23 protein-coding genes and 1 pseudogene are annotated in these 25,576 nt (G+C 71.3%); 9 read left to right on the plus strand and 15 right to left on the minus strand.

Features of this window, described 5'->3' with window-relative positions; genetic code table 11:
- Nucleotides 1-62: 62 nt before the first annotated feature.
- The gene (locus tag KCQ71_RS08055; RefSeq protein WP_308116620.1) at nt 63-749 is read right to left on the minus strand and encodes a serine hydrolase domain-containing protein; all 687 of its coding nucleotides are present in this window, start codon (nt 747-749) and stop codon (nt 63-65) included.
- Nucleotides 665-979 (minus strand): annotated as a pseudogene (locus KCQ71_RS27880) (serine hydrolase); the annotation flags it as partial. The pseudogene KCQ71_RS27880 and the gene KCQ71_RS08055, both read right to left, overlap by 85 nt.
- Nucleotides 980-1,174: 195 nt before the next feature.
- Between KCQ71_RS27880 and KCQ71_RS08060 the strand changes: the two are divergent.
- Both KCQ71_RS08060 and KCQ71_RS08065 read left to right on the plus strand, forming a co-directional pair.
- Nucleotides 1,175-2,470, plus strand: coding sequence for an alpha-L-fucosidase (locus KCQ71_RS08060; RefSeq protein ID WP_372453966.1), 1,296 nt, complete (start codon nt 1,175-1,177; stop codon nt 2,468-2,470).
- A gap of 62 nt (nt 2,471-2,532) precedes the next feature.
- Complete coding sequence (locus tag KCQ71_RS08065; RefSeq protein WP_223404667.1) at nt 2,533-4,836, plus strand: glycoside hydrolase family 3 C-terminal domain-containing protein; 2,304 nt, start codon at nt 2,533-2,535, stop codon at nt 4,834-4,836.
- 2 nt (nt 4,837-4,838) lie between these two features.
- Here the strand turns inward: KCQ71_RS08065 and KCQ71_RS08070 are convergent, their stop codons facing one another.
- The 4 genes from KCQ71_RS08070 to KCQ71_RS08085 all read right to left on the minus strand — a co-directional run bounded on the left by KCQ71_RS08070 (nt 4,839) and on the right by KCQ71_RS08085 (nt 8,682).
- Nucleotides 4,839-5,438: an NADPH-dependent FMN reductase gene (locus KCQ71_RS08070; protein WP_223404669.1), complete on the minus strand. Its 600-nt coding sequence runs from the start codon at nt 5,436-5,438 to the stop codon at nt 4,839-4,841.
- Between the two features lie 135 nt (nt 5,439-5,573).
- Nucleotides 5,574-6,836 carry an ATP-grasp domain-containing protein gene (locus KCQ71_RS08075; RefSeq protein ID WP_223404671.1) on the minus strand — a complete coding sequence of 421 codons (1,263 nt, stop codon included), beginning with the start codon at nt 6,834-6,836 and terminating at the stop codon, nt 5,574-5,576.
- A gap of 39 nt (nt 6,837-6,875) precedes the next feature.
- Nucleotides 6,876-7,622 carry an esterase family protein gene (locus KCQ71_RS08080; RefSeq protein ID WP_223404673.1) on the minus strand — a complete coding sequence of 249 codons (747 nt, stop codon included), beginning with the start codon at nt 7,620-7,622 and terminating at the stop codon, nt 6,876-6,878.
- Complete coding sequence (locus KCQ71_RS08085; RefSeq protein WP_223404675.1) at nt 7,612-8,682, minus strand: alpha/beta hydrolase-fold protein; 1,071 nt, start codon at nt 8,680-8,682, stop codon at nt 7,612-7,614. The genes KCQ71_RS08080 and KCQ71_RS08085 overlap by 11 nt, the downstream gene beginning before the upstream one ends.
- 80 nt (nt 8,683-8,762) lie before the next feature.
- Between KCQ71_RS08085 and KCQ71_RS08090 the strand changes: the two genes are divergently transcribed.
- The 5 genes from KCQ71_RS08090 (at nt 8,763) to KCQ71_RS08110 (ending at nt 12,693) form a co-directional block, all read left to right on the plus strand.
- A complete protein-coding gene (locus KCQ71_RS08090; RefSeq protein ID WP_223404677.1) occupies nt 8,763-9,299 on the plus strand; it encodes a 2'-5' RNA ligase family protein in 537 nt (178 codons plus the stop codon).
- A 159-nt stretch (nt 9,300-9,458) separates the two neighbouring features.
- Entirely contained in the window at nt 9,459-10,292 is an 834-nt protein-coding gene (locus KCQ71_RS08095; RefSeq protein ID WP_223404679.1) for a CPBP family intramembrane glutamic endopeptidase, read from the plus strand.
- Nucleotides 10,289-11,476 (plus strand): sensor histidine kinase, encoded by a 1,188-nt coding sequence (locus KCQ71_RS08100; protein ID WP_223404681.1) that lies wholly within the window; start codon nt 10,289-10,291, stop codon nt 11,474-11,476. Before KCQ71_RS08095 ends, KCQ71_RS08100 begins: the two co-directional genes overlap by 4 nt.
- Nucleotides 11,473-12,132 carry a response regulator gene (locus KCQ71_RS08105; protein WP_223404683.1) on the plus strand — a complete coding sequence of 220 codons (660 nt, stop codon included), beginning with the start codon at nt 11,473-11,475 and terminating at the stop codon, nt 12,130-12,132. The genes KCQ71_RS08100 and KCQ71_RS08105 overlap by 4 nt, the downstream gene beginning before the upstream one ends.
- Nucleotides 12,133-12,261: 129 nt before the next feature.
- Nucleotides 12,262-12,693 (plus strand): PPOX class F420-dependent oxidoreductase, encoded by a 432-nt coding sequence (locus KCQ71_RS08110; RefSeq protein WP_223404685.1) that lies wholly within the window; start codon nt 12,262-12,264, stop codon nt 12,691-12,693.
- 60 nt (nt 12,694-12,753) lie between these two features.
- Here KCQ71_RS08110 and KCQ71_RS08115 read toward each other — a convergent pair whose 3' ends face one another.
- The 5 genes from KCQ71_RS08115 to fgd all read right to left on the minus strand — a co-directional run bounded on the left by KCQ71_RS08115 (nt 12,754) and on the right by fgd (nt 18,195).
- Nucleotides 12,754-15,285, minus strand: a complete 2,532-nt coding sequence (locus tag KCQ71_RS08115) for a golvesin C-terminal-like domain-containing protein (RefSeq protein ID WP_223404687.1) — start codon at nt 15,283-15,285, stop codon at nt 12,754-12,756.
- Nucleotides 15,286-15,528: 243 nt separating this feature from the next.
- A complete protein-coding gene (locus KCQ71_RS08120) occupies nt 15,529-16,299 on the minus strand; it encodes a sirohydrochlorin chelatase (RefSeq protein ID WP_308116619.1) in 771 nt (256 codons plus the stop codon).
- A gap of 123 nt (nt 16,300-16,422) precedes the next feature.
- Nucleotides 16,423-16,854, minus strand: a complete 432-nt coding sequence (locus KCQ71_RS08125) for a type II toxin-antitoxin system VapC family toxin (protein ID WP_223404689.1) — start codon at nt 16,852-16,854, stop codon at nt 16,423-16,425.
- A complete protein-coding gene (locus KCQ71_RS08130; RefSeq protein ID WP_223404691.1) occupies nt 16,844-17,071 on the minus strand; it encodes an AbrB/MazE/SpoVT family DNA-binding domain-containing protein in 228 nt (75 codons plus the stop codon). The genes KCQ71_RS08125 and KCQ71_RS08130 overlap by 11 nt, the downstream gene beginning before the upstream one ends.
- Before the next feature lie 101 nt (nt 17,072-17,172).
- A complete protein-coding gene (fgd, locus tag KCQ71_RS08135) occupies nt 17,173-18,195 on the minus strand; it encodes a glucose-6-phosphate dehydrogenase (coenzyme-F420) (protein ID WP_223404693.1) in 1,023 nt (340 codons plus the stop codon).
- Between the two features lie 82 nt (nt 18,196-18,277).
- Here fgd and cobA (KCQ71_RS08140) point away from each other — a divergent pair, with 82 nt between their 5' ends.
- Complete coding sequence (gene cobA / locus KCQ71_RS08140; RefSeq protein WP_223404695.1) at nt 18,278-19,261, plus strand: uroporphyrinogen-III C-methyltransferase; 984 nt, start codon at nt 18,278-18,280, stop codon at nt 19,259-19,261.
- Between the two features lie 83 nt (nt 19,262-19,344).
- On the plus strand, nt 19,345-20,328 hold the full coding sequence (locus KCQ71_RS08145; RefSeq protein ID WP_223404697.1) for a zinc-binding dehydrogenase: 984 nt from the start codon (nt 19,345-19,347) through the stop codon (nt 20,326-20,328).
- 82 nt (nt 20,329-20,410) lie between these two features.
- Here the strand turns inward: KCQ71_RS08145 and KCQ71_RS08150 are convergent, their stop codons facing one another.
- The 4 genes from KCQ71_RS08150 to nirB are packed head-to-tail and all read right to left on the minus strand — an operon-like array spanning nt 20,411 to nt 25,525.
- Nucleotides 20,411-21,493 (minus strand): uroporphyrinogen-III synthase, encoded by a 1,083-nt coding sequence (locus tag KCQ71_RS08150; RefSeq protein WP_223404789.1) that lies wholly within the window; start codon nt 21,491-21,493, stop codon nt 20,411-20,413.
- Nucleotides 21,494-21,537: 44 nt separating this feature from the next.
- Entirely contained in the window at nt 21,538-22,425 is an 888-nt protein-coding gene (gene cobA, locus KCQ71_RS08155; RefSeq protein ID WP_223404699.1) for a uroporphyrinogen-III C-methyltransferase, read from the minus strand.
- Nucleotides 22,422-22,853 (minus strand): nitrite reductase small subunit NirD, encoded by a 432-nt coding sequence (gene nirD, locus KCQ71_RS08160; protein WP_372453967.1) that lies wholly within the window; start codon nt 22,851-22,853, stop codon nt 22,422-22,424. Before nirD ends, cobA (KCQ71_RS08155) begins: the two co-directional genes overlap by 4 nt.
- Complete coding sequence (nirB, locus tag KCQ71_RS08165; RefSeq protein WP_223404700.1) at nt 22,850-25,525, minus strand: nitrite reductase large subunit NirB; 2,676 nt, start codon at nt 25,523-25,525, stop codon at nt 22,850-22,852. Before nirB ends, nirD begins: the two co-directional genes overlap by 4 nt.
- Nucleotides 25,526-25,576: the final 51 nt, after the last annotated feature.

The following is a 25,576-nucleotide window of genomic DNA, read 5'->3' on the forward strand; positions in this document are numbered from 1 at the left end:
GGGTGCGATCCTGCGGCGCAACCGGCCGTTGCGCCGCAGGATCGCACCCCCGCAGCAGTTGGCTACCGGGCTGCGAGGGTTTCCGCGAGCTCGGTGCCGAGATCGCTGATGGCCTGTTCGGTGCCACCCACGCTGAGGACGGCAACCGCGATCCGTCGTGCCGGGACCCGAGCGGTCTTCGCCAGCCAGGCACCCCAGGAACCCCCGTGGGTGACGAGGGAGCCGTGCGGTCGGGCGCGCACGCGAACACCCCACGCGTATCCGGAAGCGTTCCCGGCGTCGAGCCCACCCGGCGTCTCGGCCATGCGTTGGGCACGCTCCCCGAAGCGGTCCCGGTTGCAGGCATCCAGCCAGGTGGTCAGATCCGCGACCGAGGTCCACAGGCCGCCGTCACCGATCGTGCCCGGCGGGTCCGGCACTCCGGGAACCCGGACGATAGGGCTCCCGAGCCTGGTCTCCCGCAGTGCGAGTGGCCGGAACAGCTCGGCCGCGGCCAGCTCGTCGACCGGTCGCCCCGACATCCGGCCCAGCGCCTCGGCCAGGAGGACGTAGCCGGCGTTGTTGTAGGCGTAGCGTGCCCCGGGCTCGGGCGGCTGGACCGGCGTCCAGCCCTGGATGCGTTCGATGACCTCGGCGTTGCCGGCCGGTACCGAGCGGGTGGGGTCGTGACGTCCGGGAGATCCGACGTGTGGTGAACGAGATGGCGAAGCCGGACCGGCTCGACCCAGTCGGGCAGCTCCGGTAGCCAGCGACGCACGGGATCATCGACGCCGGCGGCCCGCGCGAGCAGCAGGCCGATGACCTGCTTCGTCACCGAGGCCGCGTAGAACGAGGTCCGTGCGGTGACGGCCCGACCGTCGACGCCACCTCGGCAGATGACCTCCATCGCATCATCGACGACGACGCCGACCGCCACCGCCTGTACACGCCCGGCAGACAGCACATGGTCCACCCGGCCGACGAGCCCCTCGGTGTCCATGCCACATCCTCCCAGGACCTCGAGCGGGTGATCCTGCGGCCGGTCGGGCCGGTGCGCCGCACGACCGCACGCTCGCCCGGGGCAACCCGGAGCCGGACAGCCGCCACCCCCGCGAGAGCGTCATCATGCGGCGCAACCAACTCTTGCGCCGCACAACCGCGCCCTCGTAGCGCCGGGTGCGCTGGATCGGGTTGAATGGCGCCCGTGAATCCTGCGCACGCGTGGCTGACCCACGCCCGTCTCGGCATGTTCGTCCACTGGGGCCTGTACTCCCTGGCCGCCCGGCACGAGTGGGTGATGAGCCGCGAGTTCACCTCGGTTGCCGACTACGAGCGGTATGCCACCCACTTCGAGGCGGACCGCTACGACCCGCGCGCCTGGGCGAAGGCCGCGAAGGCGGCCGGCATGGAGTACGTCGTGCTCACCACCAAGCACCACGAGGGCTTCTGCCTGTGGGACTCCGCCCTCACCGACTACAAGGCGACGAACACGCCGTTCGGTCGGGACGCCGTCGCCGAGTTCGTCGAAGCGGTCCGGGCCGAAGGACTACGGGTCGGGTTCTACCACTCCGTGATCGACTGGCACCACCCGGACTTCACCATCGACGCCCTGCACCCCCGCCGCGACGACGCGGACATCGCCGAGCAGAACGCCGGCCGGGACATGGCGCGCTACCGCGAGTACCTGCACGGCCAGGTCCGCGAACTGCTCACCGGCTACGGTCAGATCGACTACCTGTTCTTCGACTTCTCCTACCCCGACGGTCGCGACCACCACGCAGACCTGGCCGGCAAGGGCGCCGCGGACTGGGACTCCGAGAACCTGCTCGCCATGGTGCGCGAGCTGCAGCCCGGCATCATCGTCAACGACCGTCTCGGCATCCCCGGTGACCTCATCACCCCCGAGCAGTACCAGCCGGACGGCCCGATGGAGCGCGACGGCGTACCCGTGGTCTGGGAGGCGTGCCAGACCCTGAACGGCTCCTGGGGGTATGACCGGGACAACGACGACTACAAGTCCCCGGACCTGCTCGTCCGGATGCTCATCGACGGCGTCGCCAAGGACGGCAACCTGCTCCTGAACGTCGGGCCGACCGGCCGCGGCGATCTGGACCCGCGAGCCGTCGAGTCGCTCGCCGGGATCGGCGCCTGGATGGACCGGCACGCCCGCTCGATCCGGGGCGCCGGAGCCACCGACTTCGCGCCCCCGCCGGACGCCCGCTACACCCGCGCCGGCGACCGGCTGTACCTACACCTGTTCGCGTGGCCGTTCGGGCACGTCCAGCTGCCCGGGCTCGCCGGCAAGGTGACCTACGCCCAGTTCCTGCACGACGCCTCCGAGGTCGCCTACTCCGAGATCGACCCGGACCAGGCCGGCTGGAACACCACCCCGGACGGGCCGGCGCCCGGCACGCTGACGCTGACGCTGCCGATCCGTCGTCCGGACGTGGCGGTTCCCGTCGTGGAACTCTTCCTGGGCCCGACGGCGTAGGGCTGAGCCCGGCGCTCGACGGCATCCGCCGGCAACCCCCTCCATCCGAAGGATCCGCAGACATGGGCGTCACCGCTTCCGACATTTCCCGCTTCCTCGACGAGCTCACGCTCGAGGAGAAGGCCTCGCTGCTGTCCGGCTCGGACTTCTGGCACACCCAGGCCATCGAGCGGCTGGGCATCGGCGCCGTGATGGTCACGGACGGCCCGCACGGGCTGCGCAAGCAGGCGGGGGCGACGGACCACCTCGGGCTCAACGACTCGGTGCCGGCCACGTGCTTCCCGTCGGCCGCGGGGCTCGGCTCCTCCTGGGACCCCGACCTGCTCCGGCGGGTCGGGGAGGCGCTCGGCGAGGAGACCCGAGCGAACGCGGTGGCCGTGCTCCTCGGCCCCGGCATCAACATGAAGCGCAGCCCGCTGTGTGGGCGCAACTTCGAGTACTTCTCCGAGGACCCACACCTGGCCGGCGAGCTCGCGACGCCGCTGGTGCAGGGCATCCAGTCCAAGGGTGTCGGCACCTCGCTGAAGCATTTCGCCGTGAACAACCAGGAGACCGACCGGATGCGGGTCTCGGCCGAGGTCGACGAGCGCACCCTGCGGGAGATCTACCTGCCCGCGTTCGAGAAGGTCGTCACCCGGGCGCAGCCCTGGACCGTGATGTGCTCGTACAACAGGATCAACGGCACCTACGCCTCGCAGGACCCGTGGCTGCTCACCGGTGTGCTCCGCACCGAGTGGGGCTTCGAAGGGCTCGTGGTCTCCGACTGGGGCGCCGTGGACGACCGGGTCGCCGGGGTGGCCGCGGGCCTCGACCTGGAGATGCCCGCCTCCGACGGGATCAACGACGCCCGGGTGGTCGAGGCGGTCCGCTCCGGCGCGCTCACCGAGGCAGACCTCGACCGCGCCGTCACGCGGGTGCTCACCCTGATCGCACGGTCCCAGGCGGCACTCGCCGAGCCGGGCACCACGGACCTCGAGGCGAACCACGCGCTCGCCCGCGAGGCCGCGACCCGGGCCGCGGTGCTGTTGAAGAACAACGACGGCGTGCTCCCGCTGGAGCGCGAGACGCTCTCCTCGACCGTGGTCATGATCGGTGAGATGGCGCGCACGCCGCGCTACCAGGGCGCGGGCTCCTCTCAGGTGAACCCGACCCGGCTGGTGAGCGCGCTCGACGCCCTGCGCGAGCATGGCCTCGACGTCCCCTTCGCCCCGGGTTACCCGCTCGCGGAGGCCGCGGGCGCCGTCGGGCAGGAGCGCAGCGACAGCGAGCTGCGCCGCGAGGCGGTCGACCTGGCCACCGGCAGGACCGCGGTGCTGTTCCTCGGCCTGCCCGCGATCGACGAGTCCGAGGGCTACGACCGCGAGCACATGGACCTGCCCGAGTCTCACACGGCACTGCTGCGTGAGGTCGCGGCCGTGGCCGACCGCACGGTCGTCCTGCTGGCCAACGGGTCCGCCGTGACGGTCGCCGACTGGCAGGAGCAGGCCGACGCGATCCTCGAGCTCTGGCTCGGCGGTCAGGCGGGCGGGAGCGCCGCCGTCGACCTCCTCCTCGGCGACGCCGCGCCGTCGGGCCGCTTGGCCGAGTCGATGCCGGAGCAGTTGGCCGACGTGCCCGCGCAGCTGAACTTCCCCGGTGAGAACGGGGTCGTGCGCTACGGCGAGGGCATCTTCATCGGCTACCGCGGGCTGGACGCCACGGCCGCGCCGGTGTCCTACCCGTTCGGGCACGGCCTGACCTACACCACGTTCGCGTACTCCGACCTCGCCGTTGACGCCACGCCGGTCACGGAGCACACCGGCGAGGGCGACGGCGTGGTCGCAGTCACTGCGGTCGTCACGAACACCGGTGCTCGGCCCGGCGTCGCCGTGCCGCAGCTGTACGTCGGGCGGCCGGCCTCACAGATCGCGCGGGCACCGCGCGAACTCCGTGCCTTCGCTCGGGTCGACCTCGCGCCCGGTGAGTCCCGGACCGTGGAGTTCGCCCTGACCCGACGCGACCTCAGCCACTGGGACACGGTCACCGGCGGTTGGTCGGTCGAGCCGGGGACCCTCGAGATCTCGGTCGGTGCGTCCTCGCGGGACCTGCCGCTGACCGCGACGGTGCCACTCGAGGCGCCCGCGCGCCGGGTGCCCCTGACCGCCTACTCGACGATCGGCGAGTGGGTCGCCGACCCCGCCGCCGGGCCCGCGCTGCTCGAGGCGATGGGAGCGTTCGGGGCCATGTTCGGCCCGGACAGCCCGGAGCCGTCGACCGCCGCGTTCCTGACCGCGATGCCGCTGGTCAAGGTGCCGCTGATGGGGATGAGCGGCACCTTCACGGTCGACGACCTCGACGCCCTGCTCGAACGGTTCGGGACGCGCTGACCTCAGGGACGCCCCGTTGCCTCCGCGTCCCCGATGTGGCCAGGGGCGTTCACGGCGAGCACCCTCTGGACGAACCCGCTGTACTCCTCCATGTAGTGCCGCAGGAAGCCGGCGGTGGACTCGTCCTTGCACTCGCCGTCGTCGCCGAACGCCTCCGGCACGAAGGTGATGTACGCCTCGGGGGCGTTCAGCTGCGGGGCGTCGAGGAAGCTCAGCACGCTGCGCATCGAGGACTGCATGACGGCGGTCCCGATGCCGCCGATCGAGGCGCCGATGATCCCGCTGGGCTTACGCGCGAACGAGTTCGTGCCCCACGGCCGCGAACCCCAGTCGATCGCGTTCTTCAGCGCGCCCGGGATCGAGCGGTTGTATTCCGGGGAGACGAACAGGATGCCGTCCGATGCCTCGATGGCCTCCTTCAGCGCACGGCCCTGCGGTGGGTAGTTGTCGTCGTAGTCGTAGCTGTACAGGGGCAGGTCCCTGATGCCGATCTCGGTGAACTCGAGCTCCGCCGGCGCCAGGCGGATCAGCGCCTTGGACAGGGTCCGGTTGATCGAGGCCGTTGCCAGGCTCCCGACGAAGTAGCCGATCTTGAACGCCATGGCACTCTCCCATCTCACCGGATCGGCGGGGCGCCGATCCGCTCCGGGCCAGTGGCTCCGGCGGCGTCCATTGTTCTCCTCGTAGGCTCTCCCGGCACGCTGAAACGGACGCGCGGTCCAGGACGGCTCAGCCCCTCAGCCTGCCGCGCCGCCCGCCAGCCGGGCCTGCTCGTCGGAGGTCCACAGCCCGATCAGCCCTCGGAAGTGGGCGAGGAACTGCTCGTGCTCGTGCGGCGGGTAGGTGGCGCGCACGGTGTCCACCAGCATGCGGTCGAAGTCGGGTGAGGTGACCCAGTCGAGGACCCGACCGGGCAGGTCGGCCAGGTGCTTCGCGCACCAGTCCCAGTACCGGTCGGTCTCGAAATGGTCGTCGGCGAGCCGGCGGTACGCGGTGAGTCTGCCCGCGTAGTCCAGCTCGGGGTCGTCGGCGATCGCGTAGTAGGCAGCGGTGTCCGTGTCCACCGACACCCGGCGCCCGGTCACCAGCGCGTACGTGCTCCAGCGCACCAACGCCGTGATCGCCCACGGGAAGTAGTAGTGCAGCGACGTCACGGCCACGTCGGGGCACGCGTTCGCGTAGTCGATCGGGTAGACCTCGTCCCCGGTGACGAGCATCTCCGCGGAGTTGAACTCCCACCTGAAGAACGCGTTGACCAGCCGGGAGATGGTGACCGCCTGGTCCCCCGCCGACGGCGACAGGAAGTCGTGCGTGACGGCGTACCGGTTGTGCATGGGCTGGTCCGGGCGGAAGTCCATCACCATGGTCTCCGGCCCGATCGACAGGGCGCGGGCGAAGTGCTCGTAGTCCACGGTCGCCTGCAGGTGCATGAGCATCTGACCCGAGGAGTCGTACGCGCTGCGCAGGTCCTCGGGGTTGTCGATGCGGGACACGCCCCGCCAGCCACCGCCGTCGAACGGCTTCATGTACAGCGGGTAGCCCAGGTCCGCGGCGATCGCTTCGAGGTCGAACTGCTCGTTGTACTTCGCCGACGTGTACGCCCAGCGGGCGTTGTCCACCGGGTTCTTGTACGGCACCAGCACGGTGCGCGGGATATTCAGCCCGAGTCGCAGCATCGCGCAGTAGGCGCTGTGCTTCTCCATGGCCTGGAACGTGAACGGCGAGTTCAGCAGGTACGTGCCGTCCATCAGGGCGGCCTTCTTCAGCCACTCCCGAGGCACGTAGTACCAGTACGCGAGCCGGTCGATGACGAGGTCCGAGGCCACCGGATCGGTGAGTTCGAACGGGGCCACGGTGAGCCGCTTCGTGGTGATCTCGTGGGAGCGGCCGGCGGCATCGGTGACCGGCCCGAGCCGGGAGACGATCGCCTCGAACGCACGCGGCCAGTCCTCCTCCTGCCCGAGCAGCAGGCCGATCAGGTGCCGGGAGATGTCGCTCATGTGCCCTCCGAGGATCGCGCTCGCGGCAAACGTATCGGTTCAGCAGAACCGCGGCAGATGATGTGCGATCTGCTCGCGCCACCACGGCCACTGATGGGACACGTCGTGGCCCCAGACGTCCAGCTCGTGGCCGATGCCCTTCTCGGTGAGCAGCCGGTCCATCGCGAGCGTGGCGGGCAGCGCCCCCGTCGGGTCCACCTCGAACTCGCCCTGCCCCACCACCAGCACCGGGTACACCCGCGAGCGCAGCCAGTCCAGGTGGTCGCCGGCTGCACCACGCAGGTAGTCCATCGGGTTGGTGAAGTAGGCGTCATCGCCGCGCTCGCCCCAGGTGCGCCAGAACGACGGGTCGTAGTTACCCGACTGGCAGATCGCGACCGTGAACAGGTCCGCCCGCGAGAGCATCACGTGCAGGGCGTGGTAGGCGCCGAGGCTCGCGCCGGTGGTGATCAGGTCCCCCGCTCCCGGGGAGTCGTCGCGGATCACCGACACCACGGCGTCGGTCACCCAGCGCTCGTAGTCCCGGTACCGTCGGGCCCGCTCCTCGTGGGAGATCGAGGTGTCCGACCAGGTCAGGTGGTCGAAGGAGTCCACGCAGTAGAGCTTGATCCGACCGTCGTCGATCAGCGGCGCGAGCGCGCCGACCATCCCGTTCTCCTCGTACTCCCAGGCCCGTCCCAGCTCCGTGGGGAACACCACGACCGGGCGGCCCCAGTGCCCGTACCGGATCAGCGTGCCGGGCCGGTCCAGGCCGGGGGCGTCCAGTTCGATCTGGTCACGTCGCATCGTGGCCTCCGGCCACCGGGTGTCCGACGGCGGAGGTCAGCAGCCGTTCCAGGTGCGGTTCCAGGGCATCGCGCCAGGAGACGAAGTTGTGCAGGTCGTCGGTCTCCGCGTGGCGCACGTCCCAGCCGAGCCGGCTCAGGTGGGCGGCCATCAGCCGGTTGTTCACGACGTTCTCCTCCGTCGCGCCACAGGTGAGCGTCACGACCGGGCCAGGCTCCGCCGTCGGTGCTGCCGGGGCTCCGGCGATCTCGGCCACGAACGAGGTGATGTCGTCGAACCTGCTGAACCACGATTCCTGGGCGTCGGTGCCGGGGGTGAAGAACGAGCCGGACTGCAGGAACAGGCCGTCGAACGTGCCGGGGTGGCGCCACTGGGCGTGCAGCGCGGCGAGGGCGCCGAGGCTGACGCCCGCGGCGATGGTGGCGGTCGTTGGCCACTGGTCGCGCGCGGCGTCCAGGACGTGCAGCACGAGGGCGTCGGCGTAGTCGTCGTTGGCGGCGTACCAGGACATCCGGTCGGGTGAGCCGAGCAGCAGCACCCGCAGCGGCGCGAGGACTCCGGCGCCGATCCGGGACCCGATGAAGTCGGTCAGGTGCCCCATCGCGCTGTAGTCGGGCCCGTCATGGGCGATCAGTAGCGGCGCAGGCTCGTCCGGGTCGAGCCGTTCGGGGACCCAGAGAGTGGCGTCGATGTCTCCGACCGGGGTGTCGGTGAAGGAGACGTCCGCGAGCCGGCTCGCGATGGCTTCGGCGGCGACCCACTCGGGCGTGGCGTAGCCGGGTAGTTCGAGCACGGACCTGTCGCCGAAGCCGCCTGGCACCGTGCGCGGGTTGGTCGGGTCAAGGATCGTGCTGGTGACCTCGAACCGGTACTCCACCCGGCCCAGCGGTGGGCGCGGGATGCGCAACTCCCAGACACCGTCGGTCCGGGTCAGGTCCCGGGGAGCGTCGGTGGTACCGAGATCGGCGTCCACGCGGACGCGCCGGTAGCGGGCGTCGGGGTCGGCGAGGCGGAAGCTCAACTCGTCCCCGACGGTCTCGGTGATGGAGTCGTCGCGCACAGGGCGAGACTATCCGCCCCCCGCCCCCGTTTCTTCCGGACCATCCTCGCTCGGGCGGTGGGTGTCCGTATGCTCCGAGGGTGGCTCGCTTTCCCCTCGGTGCGACGGGCCTGACCGTCCTGGTTCCGGAGGCGGAACCGATCGTCGCCGGTCCGCGCTCCCGGTATGACGTCGCGGCCCAGTTCGGGATGCCCGCCCACGTGACGGTGCTCTACCCGTGGCTACCGCGCGAGACACTGGGTACCGGCGACCTCGAAGCAGTCAGCTCGCTCGCTCGCGCGACCGCCTCGTTCGAATCGGTACTGGCCCGCACGGCGCGGTTCCCGCGCACGCTCTGGCTGGAACCGACTCCGGCGGACCCGTTCCGAGTGCTGACCGAGGCGGTCGCGCGACGGTGGCCGCAGGCGCAGCCCTACGACGGCGAGTTCGAGACGGTGGTCCCCCACCTGACGGTCGCCCACGAGCAACCGGAGGAGGTCCTCACCGCCGTGGCGGCCGAGGTGTCGACCTTGCTGCCGGTCACGTTCTGGGCCACGGCTCTCGTGCTGCACGAGTTCGACGGCGTCCGGTGGGTCGAGCGCGACCGTTTCGCGTTCGGTGGGTCCAGCGAGGATTAGCCCAACCGGGCCTCTGCCGGAGCCCTGGGTCTGTCCCCGCTGTCCCCCGTGCGGACTACACGCAAGTGTCCGCCGTGCGGTGACGTTTCCGGCTCGGGGATTCCATAGCGTTCGGAGTAGTCCGCGGCGGTCGGCCGCGGCTTCAGCGAGGGAGTCATCGTGCGATTGGTTTGGCAACTACTGGCCGTGGTCGCGATCGCGGTTATCGGCCGTCTGAGCAGCGTCGCGGTGCAGGGCAACGCGTGGCTGACGCTCGTGATCGGCCTGGCGACGGGGGTGCTGTCGATCGTCGTCTACGCCCGGGTGGTCCAGCGCACCGAGCACCGGGCGCCGGTGGAGGTCGCCGTGAAGGGCGCCGGCCCCGCGATGGCCTGGGGCACGCTGCTCGGCATCGGCCTGTTCGGTGCCGTCATCGCGATCATCGCACTCCAGGGCCACTACACGGTCAACGGCCTCGGCACCCCGGCGGGCGCCATCGGGCTGCTCGGCTTCATGGCCGGCGCCGCCGTGACCGAGGAACTGGTCTTCCGCGGCATCCTGTTCCGGATCGTCGAGGAACGGACCGGCACCTGGATCGCGCTCACGCTGGTCGGCCTGCTGTTCGGCCTGGTACACCTGCTCAACCCCAACGCCAGCCTCTGGGGCGCCATCGCGATCGCGATCGAGGCCGGCGGAATGCTGACCGCCGCCTACGTCGCCACCCGCAAACTCTGGGTACCGATCGGCCTGCACTTCGGCTGGAACTTCGCCGCCAGCGCCATCTTCAGCACCGAGGTCTCCGGAAGCAACACCCCGCAGGGCCTGCTGGACGCCACGATGACGGGCCCCACCCTGATCACCGGCGGCACCTTCGGACCCGAGGGCAGCTTGTACGCAATCGCCTTCGGCATGCTGGCCACCGGCGCGTTCATGTGGCTCGCCTACCGGCGCGGCCACGTGATCCCCCGCCGCCGCTCGGCCCGAACGAACCAGGCCACTACGCTCACCCGGTGAACGATCTCCGGCAGGTCCTGGACCGGTGGCGACAGCTCGACGTCACGATCCGGGACCTGCCTCTCGCATTGCTGCTGGCCGTCTCACCGTTCGTGCCCACGTTCCACGGGATTGGAACGGAGGTCGGCAAGCTGCCGACCCGCCCCTTCGACGCGTTGACCGTCGTGGCGATCATCCTCCAGTCCTTCCCGCTCGCCGTGCGCCGGCGGTGGCCGGCCGCCTGCCTCGTCCTGGTGGCGCTGGGCTTCGCCCTCGACCAGCTCCGGGGTTACCACACGTTCGCGGGCACCGGGCTCGCGATCGCGCTGCTGAGCGCGGGGGCCCACCTGGAACGCCGTCGCCGCACGGTCGCGATCCTCCTCTCGGGGGCATACGTGGCGCTGGCGGTTGCGATCGCACGGGTCGGCGGGACCGAGCGGGCGGTCGGGTACCTGACGTTCTATCTGGCGCTGGCTCTCATATGGGGCGTCGGCTCCTGGCTACGGTCCACCCGGGCCGCCGAGGCCGAACGTCGGCTCCGGGTCGCCGAGGACACCCGCACCGCCGAACGCACCCGGATCGCCCGCGAGCTGCACGACGTCGTGACCCACCACGTGACCGCGATGGTCGTGCAGACAGAGGCCGCCCGGTACCTGACGGGAGCCCCCGACCGTCTCGACGAGACCCTGAACGCGATCACCGACACGGGCCGGCGGGCCATCGGCGACCTCCGGCAGCTCCTGGACCTGCTCGATCCGGGCCACGACGTCGCCGCCCGGACGCCGTCCCTCCGCGAGTTGCACACGCTCGTCGAGCAGGCCCGTCGGGCCGGGCAGCCGGTCGAGCTCACCGAGGAGGGCACGCCGTCGGAGTCGGCCGGGAGTGCCGAGCTGGTCGCGTACCGGGTGGTGCAGGAGGCCCTGACGAACGCCCTCAAGCATGCACAGGGCAGCCCGACGGCGGTCGGCGTGCGCTACGACGAAAGGGAGATCACCGTGGAGGTCAGCACTGCCGGGCCGATATCCGGGCCGGCCGCCGAGCGGGTCGGGGTCGGCGCCCGCCTTCGGCCACCGGACGGGAGTGGTCGGGGTCTCGTCGGGCTCCGCGACCGGGTGGACGCCTTGGGTGGCGAGTTCGGCACGGATCGTCGGGCCGACGGCGGATTCGTCGTCCGGGCCCGCATCCCCACCAGGAGCCCGGCATGAAAGCGCCGATCCGGGTCCTGGTGTGCGACGACCAGGCGCTGATCCGCACCGGGTTCGCGACGATCATCGACGCCCAGCCCGACCTCGAGGTGGTCGGCGAGTGCGGGGACGGACGGGCCGCCGTCGAACTCGCTGGGCGGCTGGACCCGGACATCGTGGTGATGGACGTCCGGATGCCGGTGCTCGACGGCATCGAGGCGACCCGCCTGCTCGCCGGTGCTGGCGTGGCGCACCCCGTCAAAGTGCTCGTGGTGACGACGTTCAACCTCGACGAGTACGTCTACGAGGCGCTCCGCGCCGGGGCCAGTGGGTTCCTGCTCAAGGACGCCCCCGCGGCGCAGTTGCTGCACGGCATCCGCACGGTCGCGGCCGGGGCCGCACTGCTCGCGCCCGAGGTGACACGGCAGCTCGTCGGCAGGTACGCGGCGCGGATCCGCCCCTCCGAGAGCCCAACTGCCGACACCGTGCTGACGCCGCGCGAGCTCGAGGTGCTGCGCCTCATCGCCAATGGCCTGTCGAACAGTGAGATCGCCGCAACGCTGGTGCTCAGCCAGGAGACCGTCAAGACGTACGTGTCGCGCATCCTGGCCAAGCTCGGCCTGCGGGACCGCGTACAGGCGGTGGTCCACGCCTACCGCAGCGGTCTGGTGACCTGAGCGGCAGAGGTGCCGTTGATCCAGGTGAGAGCCGCGCGTCGGCTCCGGGACCCCGAGGAGTTCCCCTCCGTTGGTCTCAGGGAGAGCAACCGCGGAATAGTCGTGCCCACACGCGGGGTTGGCCCGAGCATGACCGACACCACATTCGATCCCCGCGGCGTGCTCGCCAACGCCAAGATCGGCGTCCTCGCCACGATCAAGGCGAACGGCCTGCCCCAACTCTCACCGGTGACGCCGTTCTACGACCGCGACACCGAGCAGCTGCTCGTCTCGATGACCGAGGGCCGCGCCAAGACGACCAACCTGCGCCGCGATCCCCGGGCCGCGCTCGAGGTGACCAGCGAGAACGGCTGGGAATGGGCGACCGCCGAGGGCTCGGTGACGCTGACCGGGCCGGGCACCGAGCCGAACGGGCCCGAAGTCGAGGCGCTCGTGGACTACTACCGGCGTGCCGCCGGGGAGCATCCGGACTGGGAGGAGTACCGCGCGGTCATGGTCTCCGATCGCCGGGTGCTGATGACGATGACCGTGGCGCGTGTGTACGGGGCGAAGATCCGCTGACGCGGCTACCCGCGTTCAACCAGCCCCGGCACGGGCCGTCACCAGGTCCACCGATCGCGGCTAGGGCTGGAATCGGACCGCGTTGCTCCGCAGCCAGCCCTCGCCGGCAGTGTTGCGCACCCTGACCTCGGCCGTCGTAGCGAACGAGTACGTGCCAAGGGCCAGCCATTCGTTGCCACCCGCGGTCTGATCAACGGTGAAGGTGGCCATGCCGTCCTGGTGTTCGACGCTGTATTCGGCCGCGACCGTGCTGGTCGTGTGGGCCGGGTACCAGACCGCGACCGCATACGCTCCGGCGGAGTCGAGTTGCGCCTGCCATCCCGCCGCACCGTTGGGATCCTCGGTCGCACGGCACGTGGTCCCGGCCCACCCCGCGAGACCAGAGGCCTCCCACAACCCCGACTCCACGTAGCCGTCATCACCGACCCTCACGTCGAACGCGTCCACGGGCGTGACGCTGGCAGTGGCCGCACCCGACTCGTTTCCGGAACGATCGATGGCCGTCACCCCGACCGTCTGCACGGTGCCGGGAGGGAGGCCCTCGACCACTGTGCCACCCCGCGACCAGGCCTGAGGTTCGGTGGTGCGCCTGACTCCGTCGACGTAGATGTGATAGCCGGCGACGTCGTACTCGGTGTTGCGGGCCCACTTCACCGCAGCGGAGCGTCCCCCAGGCTCCACGCTGAGCGAGGTCGGTGTCGCCGGCGCTGCGGCGTCGGTCGGCATCGTCGCGACTGTCACAGGTGACATCGTCCGTTCTCCATTGCGCCCGACGGCCTGCACCGAAAGGTCGTAGGAGAGGCCGAAGGTCAAGGAACTGATGCTGAACCTGCCACGTACGACTGGTTGCCAGGTCAGCTGGGCTCCGTCGAGGAAGACGTGGTACCCGGCGACGCTCGGGTCGACGTCCCAGGTGTAGTCGAGGTCTATCCGGCCCGTGTCAGGGTGCGACTGCAGCGTGAAGGACGGTGCTGCCGGTGTGGAGGGGGGTGGGGTGGACGGCGACGCGATCGGGGTCAAGCTCACCGGCCCGGCCCAGACGCCGTCATCTTCCAGCGGCCGGAGCTCGAGTGTGCAGGGCCGAAGGGTCGTCAGCGTGACCGTGCCGACATCGACCCACCCGGCCGCAACTGGTTCCTCGATCTCCTTGACGACGTGATGCCAGCCGTTTCGCATCGTCAACCGCAGGCCGCCGGTGTTCGCTGGCATCCAGACGCGCAGGTGCGCGAGGCCGGTCTGGGGTTGGGCGGTCCACATCACACGGGCGCCCGCACCACCGGACGTGAGGCGAAGGTCCCTGCCGTTCGGGCCGGTGCCGGCCTCCGTGATCCAGCCGTTGCCGATCTCGCGATAGCCGGCCGATACGGACGTGAGCAGCGTCGTCGGGACGAATCGTGTCGCGTCGACGCGAAGGCTGCCAGCATTCCCAGGGCCCTGCGACGCCGTGACACCGTGGCTCGCGCCCGGGCTCATCTCGAAGGTGCCAAGATCCACCCACTGCTGGCCAGCCGTGCTGAGGTCGACGTCGACGGCGGTGGCGCCGGCGTCGTGGGTCACCTCGTACCGCGCCGACGTGGCCGCCGCGGGGTAACTCGGGTTCCAGACCGCCACCTGATAGGCCTCGGCGTCGACAGGCAGGACGGGAGTCCAGGTGGCGGTGGCGGCCACGGTCCGGGCGACCTTGGTCTCCTTGTCCTGAAAGCCGTACGGACCCGGCGAGGGGACCCAGGTGCCAGTCTCGGCGTAGCCCGGCTCGTCGTTGTCGACGACGATCGTCCCGTCGACACCATCGAGGGGGTTCCATACCGGGCGGTAGTACCGGAAGTACTGGTAGAGGTCTTGACCGGGCAGGTCCGACTCGTCGACCGGTGGCGTGAGCCCGATTGAACTCAGCCAGACGTTCTGCATCGCGTGGGGCCCGTGATAGGCCGCTTCACCCGTCTGGACGCCGTCGACGAAGAACCTCACGTGCGTCGGCGTCCATTCGTAGCCGTACACATGGAACCCGTCGCTGGTATCCACCTGGTCGTAGGCGGCAACGCTGATGACGTCGTACGCCGGCGTGTACCAGTGCAGGTTGTGCATCACGTGCGACGGCTCGTGGGTGTTGACCTCGAAGCCATCGAGTTCGTTGATCGCGTTGCTCGGACCGACGTAGTCCGGCACATGGGCACTGTAGGCGCTCAGGCCCAACTGCCAGAAGGAGGGGTGGAAGCCGGCACCGTGCCAGAGCTTCGCGGTGACCTCGTAGTAGCCGTAGCCGAAGAGTTGCCGCGTGACCACGCCGCCGGTGGTGTACTCCATGCCGGCAGCTGCCTCCTTCTTGAGGGCGATGCGCAGACACCCCTGGTCGACGCTCACGTTCTCTGGGCGACAGGCGGACAGCCCCTTCGTGTCCTGCCGGTAGAACCAGTTCGAGGTGTCCAGCGCGGTGCCGGTGAACTCGTCGGACCACGCGAGCTGATACTCCTGCTGACCCGACGGCTGCAACGTGGGGTCAGCGGCCTGTGCGCGCGAACCGCTGCTCGCACCTCCTGCTCCGGCGATCACAACCGCGGCGGCGGCGCCGCGGAGAACGGTTCGTCGTGTCATGTCGACCATGCGGGTATCCCATCTCGCTGACCAGCCGCGATGCTGGCGCGCCACAGCGTGCAGATCGACACGCCGACGCGGTTGCCTCATCCGTAATACGGATGACAACTTCAGGATTCAGGCTACCCACCTATGGATGATTGCCGCAACCGTTTGCGCCGACAACTGTTCATCGACATGGATTCGCACGCGATGACGGTTGACGGAGTCGACGGAGCCACGATCCGGTGACGCGGCGGACCTTCAGCAGGCCAGGTAGCGGTCCAGCACCAGATCCACCAACTCGGCGGCGGGCTCCTCACCGTCGACGAGTAGCGGCGCGGTGACCACGTCGGCGCCGCAGACCGCGGCGAGGTCGGCGAAGTAGCCCGGCGCGAGCAGGTACGTCGCTACCACGACGTGACCTCCGCCGTCGCCCCGGGCCCGCAGGCCTGCCCGCGCGGTCGCCACGGCGTCCCCCAGGCGCGGGCCGGCCGCGGAGATGAAGCCGGTGATGACGTCGCGGCGCAGCGCGGCCGCAAGCATCTCGCCGGTCTGCTCGCAGTGGGCGACGGCGCCCGCGTCCGAGGAGCCGGCGGCCGCCAGGACCACCGCGTCCCCGGGTGCCAAGCCCGCCTGCGTGAGCCGGTGCTGGAGTTGGCGGACGAGCCGCGGGTCCGGGCCGAGCGCCCGCATCACGCGAGTGTCGGGATTCGTGGCGGCGGCCTCGGTGAGGTCCACGTGCACGTGGTAGCCGGCCGAGAGCAGCAGCGGCACGATCCGCACCGCCCCGCGGCCCAGCCCGGTCAGCGACGTCGGCACGTCGGGCTGCTGTACGTCCACGAACGAGCCGGCCACGGGCACGTCCGGGCGACGATCCGCCACCGCCCGCACGAGCTCGGCGACGGCCCGCTGGCCGGCGGGCGAGGAGGTGCCGTGCGAGCACGCGAGCAGGGCCGGCATCGTCCGGGTGGCGGGGGTGAGCGGGGCCCGGCCGTGGCGGGTGTGCGGGGCACCGGCGAGGATCGCTGTCATGCCCCGACGCTACGGAGGCGCTGTTACGCCCAGCCGCGCCGATGCGTTTCGGGGCGGTTAAGACTTCCGCACGCCCCGCCGACGGGCCTGTGGCTCACACCGGGCGCGGCGCGCGGTGCGTACCTAGCCCTCCGTCGGGGTCAGCAGAGCCACGCCCGGGAAATACGTCCGATATCGGCGCGCGTCGCGGGTGAGCAGCCGGTAGCCGGCAACCGCGGCGTGTGCCCCGATGTAGAAGTCCGGCAGCGGTGACGACCTCGAGCCGCCGTGGCGGCGATACCGCAGGAAGGCCTTCCCGGCGAGGAAACCGGCCGGATACGGGAGTGGTTCGCGCCGGAACGCGGTCGCCGGTAACACAGCGTCGAGATCCTCGATCCGGTCGAAGCCGACGGACACCTCGGCGTAGACAAGAGGGTTCAGGACCGCTTCGCCGTCGTCGAGGACATGTGCGAGGGCCTGGCTCGACCACCCTGACCATGCTGGATCATCGGTGGCGATGTCGAGGAGCACGTTGGAGTCGACCAGCGTGATCATCCGCTCCCTGTCACTCGCCACGCAGCAACATCATCAGCTCGTCGGTTGTCTGCGTCGTGGAAGCCTGATTGCGCATCCTGCTGACGACCCGCTCACCCCTGGTCCGACCGGGCGTGAGGTGCACGATGCGTAGCGTGTTGCCGTCTTCGACAACGTCCACCTCATCGCCCTCGTCGAATCCGTGCCGGTGCCGCAACTCGGCCGGGATGGTCACTTGGCCCTTGCTGTTGAGCTTCACTGCGCCTCCTGACACGTTGCTGATGTATTACATGATACGCCGTGGCCGGCGGGTACCTCAGCGACGACCGCAACGAGGACGCATTGACCCGGACACTCTGGTCAGCCGTGCGCACGCAACCGCGGCGCGAGGTCCCGCTCGAACAGGTCCAGGAACCGGCGCTGGTCGTGCCCCGGCGCGTGGAAGACGAGGTGGTTGAACCCGGCCCGGCGGTACTCGAGCACCTTCTCGGCGGCCTCGTCCGGATCGGCGGCGACGATCCACCGCCCGGCGATGGTCTCGATCGGCAGCGCGTCCGCGGCCCGCTCCATCTCGATCGGGTCGTGGATCGAGTGCTTCTGCTCCGCCGTCAGCGACAACGGGGACCAGAACCGGGTGTTCTCCAGCGCTGCCTCGGGGTCGGTGTCGTAGGAGATCTTGATCTCGATCATCCGGTCGATCGTCTCCGGGTCCCGCTCTGCCTTCGCCGCACCCTCGGCGACCGCCGGGATGAGCTTCTCGGTGTACAGGTCCCAGCCCTTGCCGGAGGTGCAGATGAACCCGTCCCCGGCGCGCCCTGCGTACCGGGCCACCATCGGGCCGCCGGCCGCGATGTAGACGGGGATACCCACGTCGGGCCGGTCATAGATGCTCGCGCCGTGCGTGGAGTAGTACTCGCCCTCGAAGTCGACCCGGTCGGAGGTCCACAGCTCACGCATCAGGCGGACTGCCTCGCGCAAGCGGGCGAACCGCTCCTTGAACTCCGGCCAGTCCTGCTCGCCGGCGCCGCGGAAGCCGGTGGCGATCTCGTTCAACGCCTCCCCCGTGCCGACCCCGAGCATGATCCGGCCGGGGTAGAGCACTCCCATCGTCGCGAACGCCTGGGCGATCACGGCGGGGTTGTACCGGAACGTCGGGGTCAGCACGGAGGTGCCGATCTGCACCCGCGAGGTCCGCTCACCCACGGCCGCCATCCACGCGAGCGAGAACGGGGCGTGCCCGCCGTCGTGGCGCCACGGCTGGAAGTGGTCGCTGACGGCGACGCTCTCCATCCCGTGCGCCTCCGCGGCGACCGCGATCTCCACCAGCTCCCGCGGGGCGAACTGTTCGGCCGAGGCCTTGTATCCGAGTTTCAGGGGCAGCATGAGACGTTCCTCCGTGGTGCGATGCGGTCCTCCAAACGTAGTCGACAATGTTGTCCACCAAGCGATGAGGGGAGCACGCCGGATGCTGATCGAGACCCGGGTCGACGGCCTGCCCGTGCTCGTGCTGGGCTCGGGCGAGCAGGCCGCGCGCCTCGAGCGCCGCTACGCCGCTGCGGGCGCGCGGGTGCGCACCGCGTCGATGCCCGACGGCGTCACGCCCGCCGCGCTCGACGGCGTCGCGCTCGTGGTGGTCGGGCTGGGCCCGGCCGAGGTCTCGGCGGACTGGGAGCAGGCGCTCGCCGGGGTTGGACGCACGCACCTGATCAGCCGCGAGCCCGGCGCTCCGGCCGGGCAGGTGACCCTCGTCGGAGGCGGTCCGGGTGCCGACGACCTGCTCACCCTCGCCGCCCTCCGGGCCCTCGCAGCCGCGGACGTGATCCTCTACGACCGGCTCGCCCCCACCGATCACCTGGCCGACCTCGCCCCCGGCGCGGAGCTGATCGACGTCGGCAAGCGGCCCGGCCATCACCCGCTGGGGCAGGCCGAGATCGAGGAGCTGATGCTCACCCGGGCCGCCGCCGGGGAGCGGGTGGTCCGGCTCAAGGGCGGGGACCCGTTCGTGTTCGGCCGCGGCGCGGAGGAACTCGCCGCCGCGCGCGCCGCCGGGGTCACGGCGCGGGTGGTCCCTGGGATCAGCGCGGCGATCGCCGTGCCGGCCGCGGCGGGGATCCCGGTGACCTACCGGGACCTCTCGCACCACTTCACCGTGATCTCGGGCCACCACCCCCTCTCGGACGACGAGCACGCCCATCTGACCCGCGCACTCACCCTCGGCGGGACCGTCGTGGTCCTGATGGGCGTCGCCACCCTGCCGCATCTGCTCGCCGGGCTGCTCCGCAACGGCCTCGGTCCCGAGACCCCGGTCGCGGCGATCGAGCGCGGGTACACGCCGGACCAGGCGAGCACGGTCAGCACGGTCGGGGACGCCGTCGCCGGGGCTACTCTCGCCGGGGTCTGCTCCCCCGCCGTCATCGTGCTCGGAGACGTGGTCCGGGTCGGCGGCTGACCCGACCTCCCGGGTCTTGACCTCAACCATTGTTGATGTCGTTGGATCGAGTCCTGACCGACCGACCACAAGGGAGACCACTGATGGACGCCATCCGCCTGCACGCCTTCGGCCCGCCCGAGAACCTCGTCCTGGACGAGGTGCCCGACCCCGAGCCGGGCGCTGGGGAGGTGCTGATCGCCGGCCGCGCGCACGGCGTGCACCTGCTCGACACGACGCTGCGTCGCGGCGAGCCCGGCCCGCTACCGCTGCCGGCCCTGCCGACGATCCCGGGCCGCGAGGTCGCCGGCTCCGTCGCCGCTGTCGGGCCCGGGGTGGATCCGGGCTGGGTCGGTCGCCGGGTCGCCGCGCACCTGGGCGCAGTGCCCGACGGCGGAGGTTACGCCAGGCTCGTCGTGGCACCGCTCGAGGTGCTGCACCCGATCCCCGACGGACTCTCGGAGGCGGCGGCCGTCGCCATGATCGGCACCGGCCGGATGGCCACGATCGTGCTCGACGCCGCCCGGCTCGGCCCCGACGACCAGGTGGTCATCACCGCAGCCGCGGGCGGGTTGGGCAGCCTGTTCGTGCAGGCCGCGCTCCGGGCCGGCGCCCGGGTGGTCGCCCTCGTCGGCGGCCGGTCGAAGGCGGACCAACTGGCCGGGGCACTCGCCGACATCGACACGGCCGCCCTCACCGTCATCGACTACCGCGCCGACGGCTGGCTCGACGAGGCCCGCACGGCGCTCGGCGACGGCGGTGCGACCGTGGCGTTCGACGGCGTCGGCGGCGATTCGGGCACTGCTGCGGCGTCCCTGCTCAGTGCCGGCGGCCGCCTGGTCAGCTACGGCTGGGCCTCCGGCACCGCGACCGACGTCCCGTCCGACGCGCTCTACACCGTGGTGCCGATCGTCGGACCCGGTGCGAAGCCGATCACCGACATCTACGAACGCCAGCAGCGGGCCCTGGCCCTCGCGGCCGCCGGGACCTGGCGTCCGCTGCTCCACGAGGTCCCGTTCGCCGACGCCGCCCGCGCCCACCACGACCTCGAGTCCCGCGCCACGACGGGCAAGGTCGTCCTGGTCTGACGTCACCGAACGTGCGCTCCTGCGGCGCAACGGCGCCATCAGCCGCACGATGTCACTCTCGGTGCTGTCTGAGCAGCCGCCATCAGGCGAGTTCGAGCCGGTACCCCCGCTTGACCACCGTCTTGATCAGGCCGCGCCCGGCGGCCTCCCGCAGCCGGGCGATCGCCACCTCGGCGGCGTGCGGGTCGGTGGAGTCCCCCGGCAGCACGGCCAGCACTGCCTCCCGGGACACCACACCGCCGCCGGCGAGCAGCCGCAGCACCTCCACCCCGGTGGGCGAGAGCGGCAGCACCTGCCCGTCCAGCACGGCTACCCGGGAGCGGATCTGCAGGGTCCCGACGGCGGTGCACAGCGCGAGGGTCTCGGCCTGTTCGTAGTGGCTCACCAGGGCGCGCACGAGCGCGCCGAGGCGACCGCGCTCGGGTTGCAGTGTGGTGATCCCCCGGTGCTCCAGCGGCTTGGCCGTGATCGGCCCGACCGCCGCCGCGATCATCGCCCCCGAGGTGAACCGTGCCACGACCTGGGGTCCGACCCCGTCCGCCTCGGCGGCGCACAGCCACGCCTCGGCGCCGGGCGCGGAGGTGAACACGACCGCGTCGATATCCCCGGTCGCGGCGGCGCGGGCGGAGGCGCGCACCGCGTCGGGATCCGGGGCAGGGCCCCAGCGGTAGACGATCAGGCTCTGCACGTCGGCGCCGGCCTTCGCGAACACGGCGTCCAGCCCGTCGGCCCCGGCGCCGTGATGCTGCACGGCCACCCGCAGCCCGGCCACGCCCTCGCCGAGCAGCACGTCGGCGATCTCCCCGGACGTCTCGGACTCGGCGACCCAGTCGGCCTGGAGCCCGGCGGCCTGGATGGCGCCGCGCGCCTTCGGGCCGCGGGCCACGATCCGCGAACCGGCCAGCACGGTCATCAGGTCATCTGCGATGCCGTGCGCGTCCGCGGCCTCGATCCAGCCGCGGAACCCGATGCCGGTGGTGACGACCACCACGTCCGGGGCGCGTTCGATCAGCTCCCGGGTGTCGGCGATGAGCTGCTCGTCGTCGACGTTGGAGAGGATGCTCAGCGCGGGCGCGTGCCGCACCTGCGCGCCCCGCCGGGTCAGTGCCGCGGCCAGTTCGGCGGAGCGGCGGTCCGCGGTGATCAGCACGGTGCACCCGGCCATCACCTGGCCGAGGGCGGGCCTGCCCGGTGGCAGGTCCTCTCGGTTCACGCGAGGAGCACCCGGGCGCCCGGCGCCGCCACGTCGTGACCAACATGCTCCGGGCCGAACCCGGAACGTACCCGCGTCGGACGGCTCGCCGGCTCTTCCGGCCCCAAGGGCACCGGTGTGAGCAGTCCCGGCGCCGCCACGTCCCCGAGCACGATTACGGCGGGGTTGCGCACCCCGACCTGCTCGGCGCGGGCGACCAGATCACCGAGCGCCGCACGGGTGACCCTCTGGGCCCGCGTCGAGCCGTTCTCCACGATGGCCGCGGGCAGCGCGGGGTCGGACCCGGCGGCCAGCGCCTGGTCCACGATCCGCTCCAGCATCGCGACTCCCATCAGGATGACGACGGTAGCGCTGCGGTGTTTCAGGCAGGTGACGGCCGCCTCGTCCAGCCCGTCATGGCCGCTGAGCACGTGGAACGCGGCCACGGTGCCGCGATGGGTCACCGGGATGTCCGCGAGCGCGGGCACCGACAGGGCGCTGCTCACCCCGGGGATGATCTCGACGGCGATGCCGGCCTCCCGGCACGCGATCGCCTCCTCGCCGCCACGGCCAAACACGAATGGGTCGCCGCCCTTGAGACGCACCACCACGCGGCCCCGCCGGGCCTGCTCGAGCAGGATCTCGTTGATCTCCTCCTGCGGCACCCGGTGGTGGCCGGGCACCTTTCCCACGTCGATGACCTCGACGTGCGGCGGCAGGTCGTCGAGTACCTCGGTCGGGGCCAGCCGGTCGACCACCACGACGTCCGCCGTCTGCAGCGCCCGCCACGCCCGCAGGGTGAGCAGGTCCAGCGCCCCCGGGCCGCCGCCGACCAGGATCACCCGGCCGGCGCCGCCGGAGGCGGTGCCGCCACGTGCTGCACCGCGAGCCCGGGGCGCGCTCACGCGCCCGGCTCCGCTGCGCCGTCGGGCGGGCCCACCTGCACCACACCGTCGGTGACCCGCACGGGGAAGGTGACCAGGTGTGCGTGCGCGGGGTCGAGCGGGGTGTACCCGACCGGGTCGAGGCAGACGCCGGTCTCGAGGCTGAACACCTGCTTGTACATCGGCGCGGCGACCGTGGGCAGGCCCCGCCTGGTGCCGACGATGCCACGGGACATGACGTTCGCGCCGCTGTACGGGTCGCGCTGCTGCACGGCCCGCACGGAGTCGTCCGGGAGCCGGAACAGGGCGATCTGGGTGCCGTCCACGAGCGCGGCGGCCCCGCGCTCGACGGCGAGGTCGTGCAGCAGGCAGACGCGCACCCAACGCCCGACGGCGGTGCTCGCCTCATCCGGGACCGCGGCCGTTGAGGCAGTGGTTGCGGTGCTCACGAGCGGACCTCCAGGGTGGCGCCGGCGATCAGGACCGGGACGCCGGTCTCGGCGGCCGCCTCGCGTTCGGCCGAGGTGGCCGGGCGGATCTGACCACGCTCGGGCACGTAGGCCAGATCGGGGTCGGGGGTGGCCGGGGCGTTGACGAAGGAGCCGAACCGACGCAGTTTCTCCGGATCCTCGAGCACGGCCCGCCACTCGTCCTCGTAGTTGCCGACGTGGGCGGCCATCGCGGCGTCGAGGTCCGCGGCGATGCCGAGGGAGTCGTTCATGATGACCTCCCGGACGCCGTCGAGTCCGCCCTCGACGTCCTCGATCCAGGGCGCGGTGCGCTGCAGCCGGTCCGCGGTGCGGATGTAGTACATGAGGAACCGGTCGATGGTGCGGATCAGGGCTTCGGAGTCGAGGTCCTCGGCGAGCAGCTGCGCGTGCCGCGGGGTGAACCCGCCGTTGCCGCCGACGTAGACGTTCCAGCCCTTGTCCGTGGCGATCACGCCGACGTCCTTGCCGCGGGCTTCGGCGCACTCCCGGGCGCACCCGGAGACGCCGAGCTTGATCTTGTGCGGGGACCGCAGGCCCCGGTAGCGCAGTTCCAGCTCGACGGCCATGCCGACCGAGTCCTGCACGCCGTAGCGGCACCAGGTGGAACCGACGCACGACTTCACGGTCCGCAGCGACTTGCCGTAGGCATGCCCGGACTCGAACCCGTGCTCCACGAGCCGGCGCCAGATCTGCGGCAGCTGCTCGATCCGAGCGCCGAACATGTCGATGCGCTGCCCGCCGGTGATCTTCGTGTAGAGGCCGAAATCCTTGGCGACCTGACCGATGACGAGCAGCCCGTCCGGGGTGATCTCGCCGCCGGGGATCCGCGGCACCACGGAGTAGGTGCCGTCCTTCTGCAGGTTCGCCATGACGTGGTCGTTCGTGTCCTGCAGGGTGGCCTGCTCCCCGTCGAGGATGTGCCCGTTGCCCAGGGACGCCAGGATCGAGGCCACCACCGGCTTGCAGATGTCGCACCCGCGACCCGCCCCCACGCCGTCCGGCATCTCCGCGGTAGCGGCCGCGAGGGTCCCGACGGTGCCGAACCGGTCGATGATCTCGCTGAACGTGTGCAGGTCCGCGACCCGGACGGCATCGAAGAGCTGCGCCCGGGACAGGTCGAAGTGTTCGCAGAGGGCGTTGGAGACCTCCACGCCGGCCCGTTCGAGCTCGGTGGTGGTGAGCTTCTTCACCAGCGGCAGGCAGGATCCGCAGGAGGTGCCGGCCCTGGTACAGGCCTTCACACCGGCGACATCGGTGCACTCGTGCTCGGTGACCGCCGCGCGGATGGTGCCGGCCGTGACGTTGTTGCAGGAGCACACGGTGGCGGCGTCGGGCAGTTCCAGGCTCGCCGCGCCGCCGGTGGACTCCGGGAGCAGGAAGGCGCCGGGGTCCCCGGGCAGCTCGCTGCCGACCATCGGACGCAGCGACGCGTACGGGGTGGCGTCCCCGACGAACACGCCGCCGAGCAGGGTGCGGGCGTCGTCGGAGAGCACCAGCTTCTTGTAGACGCCGGCCACCGGGTCCGCCCAGACGAGTTCCATGGCGCCCTCGGTGCGGGCGAACGCGTCCCCGAAGCTGGCCACGTCCACGCCCTGCAGCTTGAGCTTCGTGGCGGTGTCCGCGCCGGGGAACGTGGCCTCGCCGCCGAGGAGGCGGTCCGCGACCACCTCGGCCATCGCGTACCCGGGGGCGACGAGCCCGATGCAGCGGCCCTCGATGCACGCGACCTCACCGACCGCCCAGACGTGCGGGTCCTGCGTGCGGCAGCCGAGGTCCACCACGGCGCCGCCGCGGTTCCCGATGTCCAGCCCGGCGGCGCGGGCCAGCTCGTCGCGGGGACGCACGCCCGTGGCGACGACCACGACGTCGACGTCGAGCCGGCCGCCATCGACGAAGTCGAGCCGGCCCACGTGCCCGTTGCGGCGGGACGGGCGCATCTGCGCGGTGGCGGTGTCCGTGCGCACGGCAATGCCCATGTCGTTGATGAGGCGTTTGAGCGCCTGCCCGCCGCCGAGGTCGATCTGGGCGTCCATCATGTGCGTGCCGAACTGGATCACGGTGGCCTGCGCGCCGAGGGCCTTGAGCGCACCGGCGGCCTCGAGGCCGAGCAGGCCACCACCGATGACGGCGCCGCGCACGGGGCGCTCGAAGTCGGTGGACCTTCCCCTGCCGGCGGCACGCTTCTCCTCGACCCAGCCGCGCAGTGCGGCGACGTCGTCGATAGTCCGGTAGACGAACACGCCGGGCAGGTCGTTGCCGGGGATCGGCGGCATCGCCGCGCTGGAACCGGTCGCGAGCACGAGCTCGTCATAGTGGTGGATTCGCCCGAGCCGGTCGGTGACCAGGCGGCTGCCGGTGTCGATCGAGGTGACCGCGCAGTCCCGGTGCAGGGTGACCAGCGGGTCCTCCCACAGTGCCGGGTCGCCCAGGGTGAGTTCCTCGGGGTCGCGGGCGGAGAAGTAGGAGGTCAGGGCCACCCGGTCGTAGGGCTTGGCGGCCTCCTCGGCGAACACGCTGATCCGCCAGGCGCCGGCGCCGTCCCGGGCGCGCAGGGCCTCGACGAGGCGCTGGGCCACCATGCCGCCGCCGACGACCACCAGGTGCTTGGGCTCGTTCTCGGTCTGGCTCATCTGGACTCTCCCGGGTGATCGACGGCCGGCTGCCGATCGGCAGTGGTGGGG

The sequence above is a fragment of the Occultella gossypii genome (assembly GCF_019947135.1).
In the GTDB taxonomy this organism is placed as follows: Bacteria; Actinomycetota; Actinomycetes; order Actinomycetales; family Beutenbergiaceae; genus Occultella; species Occultella gossypii.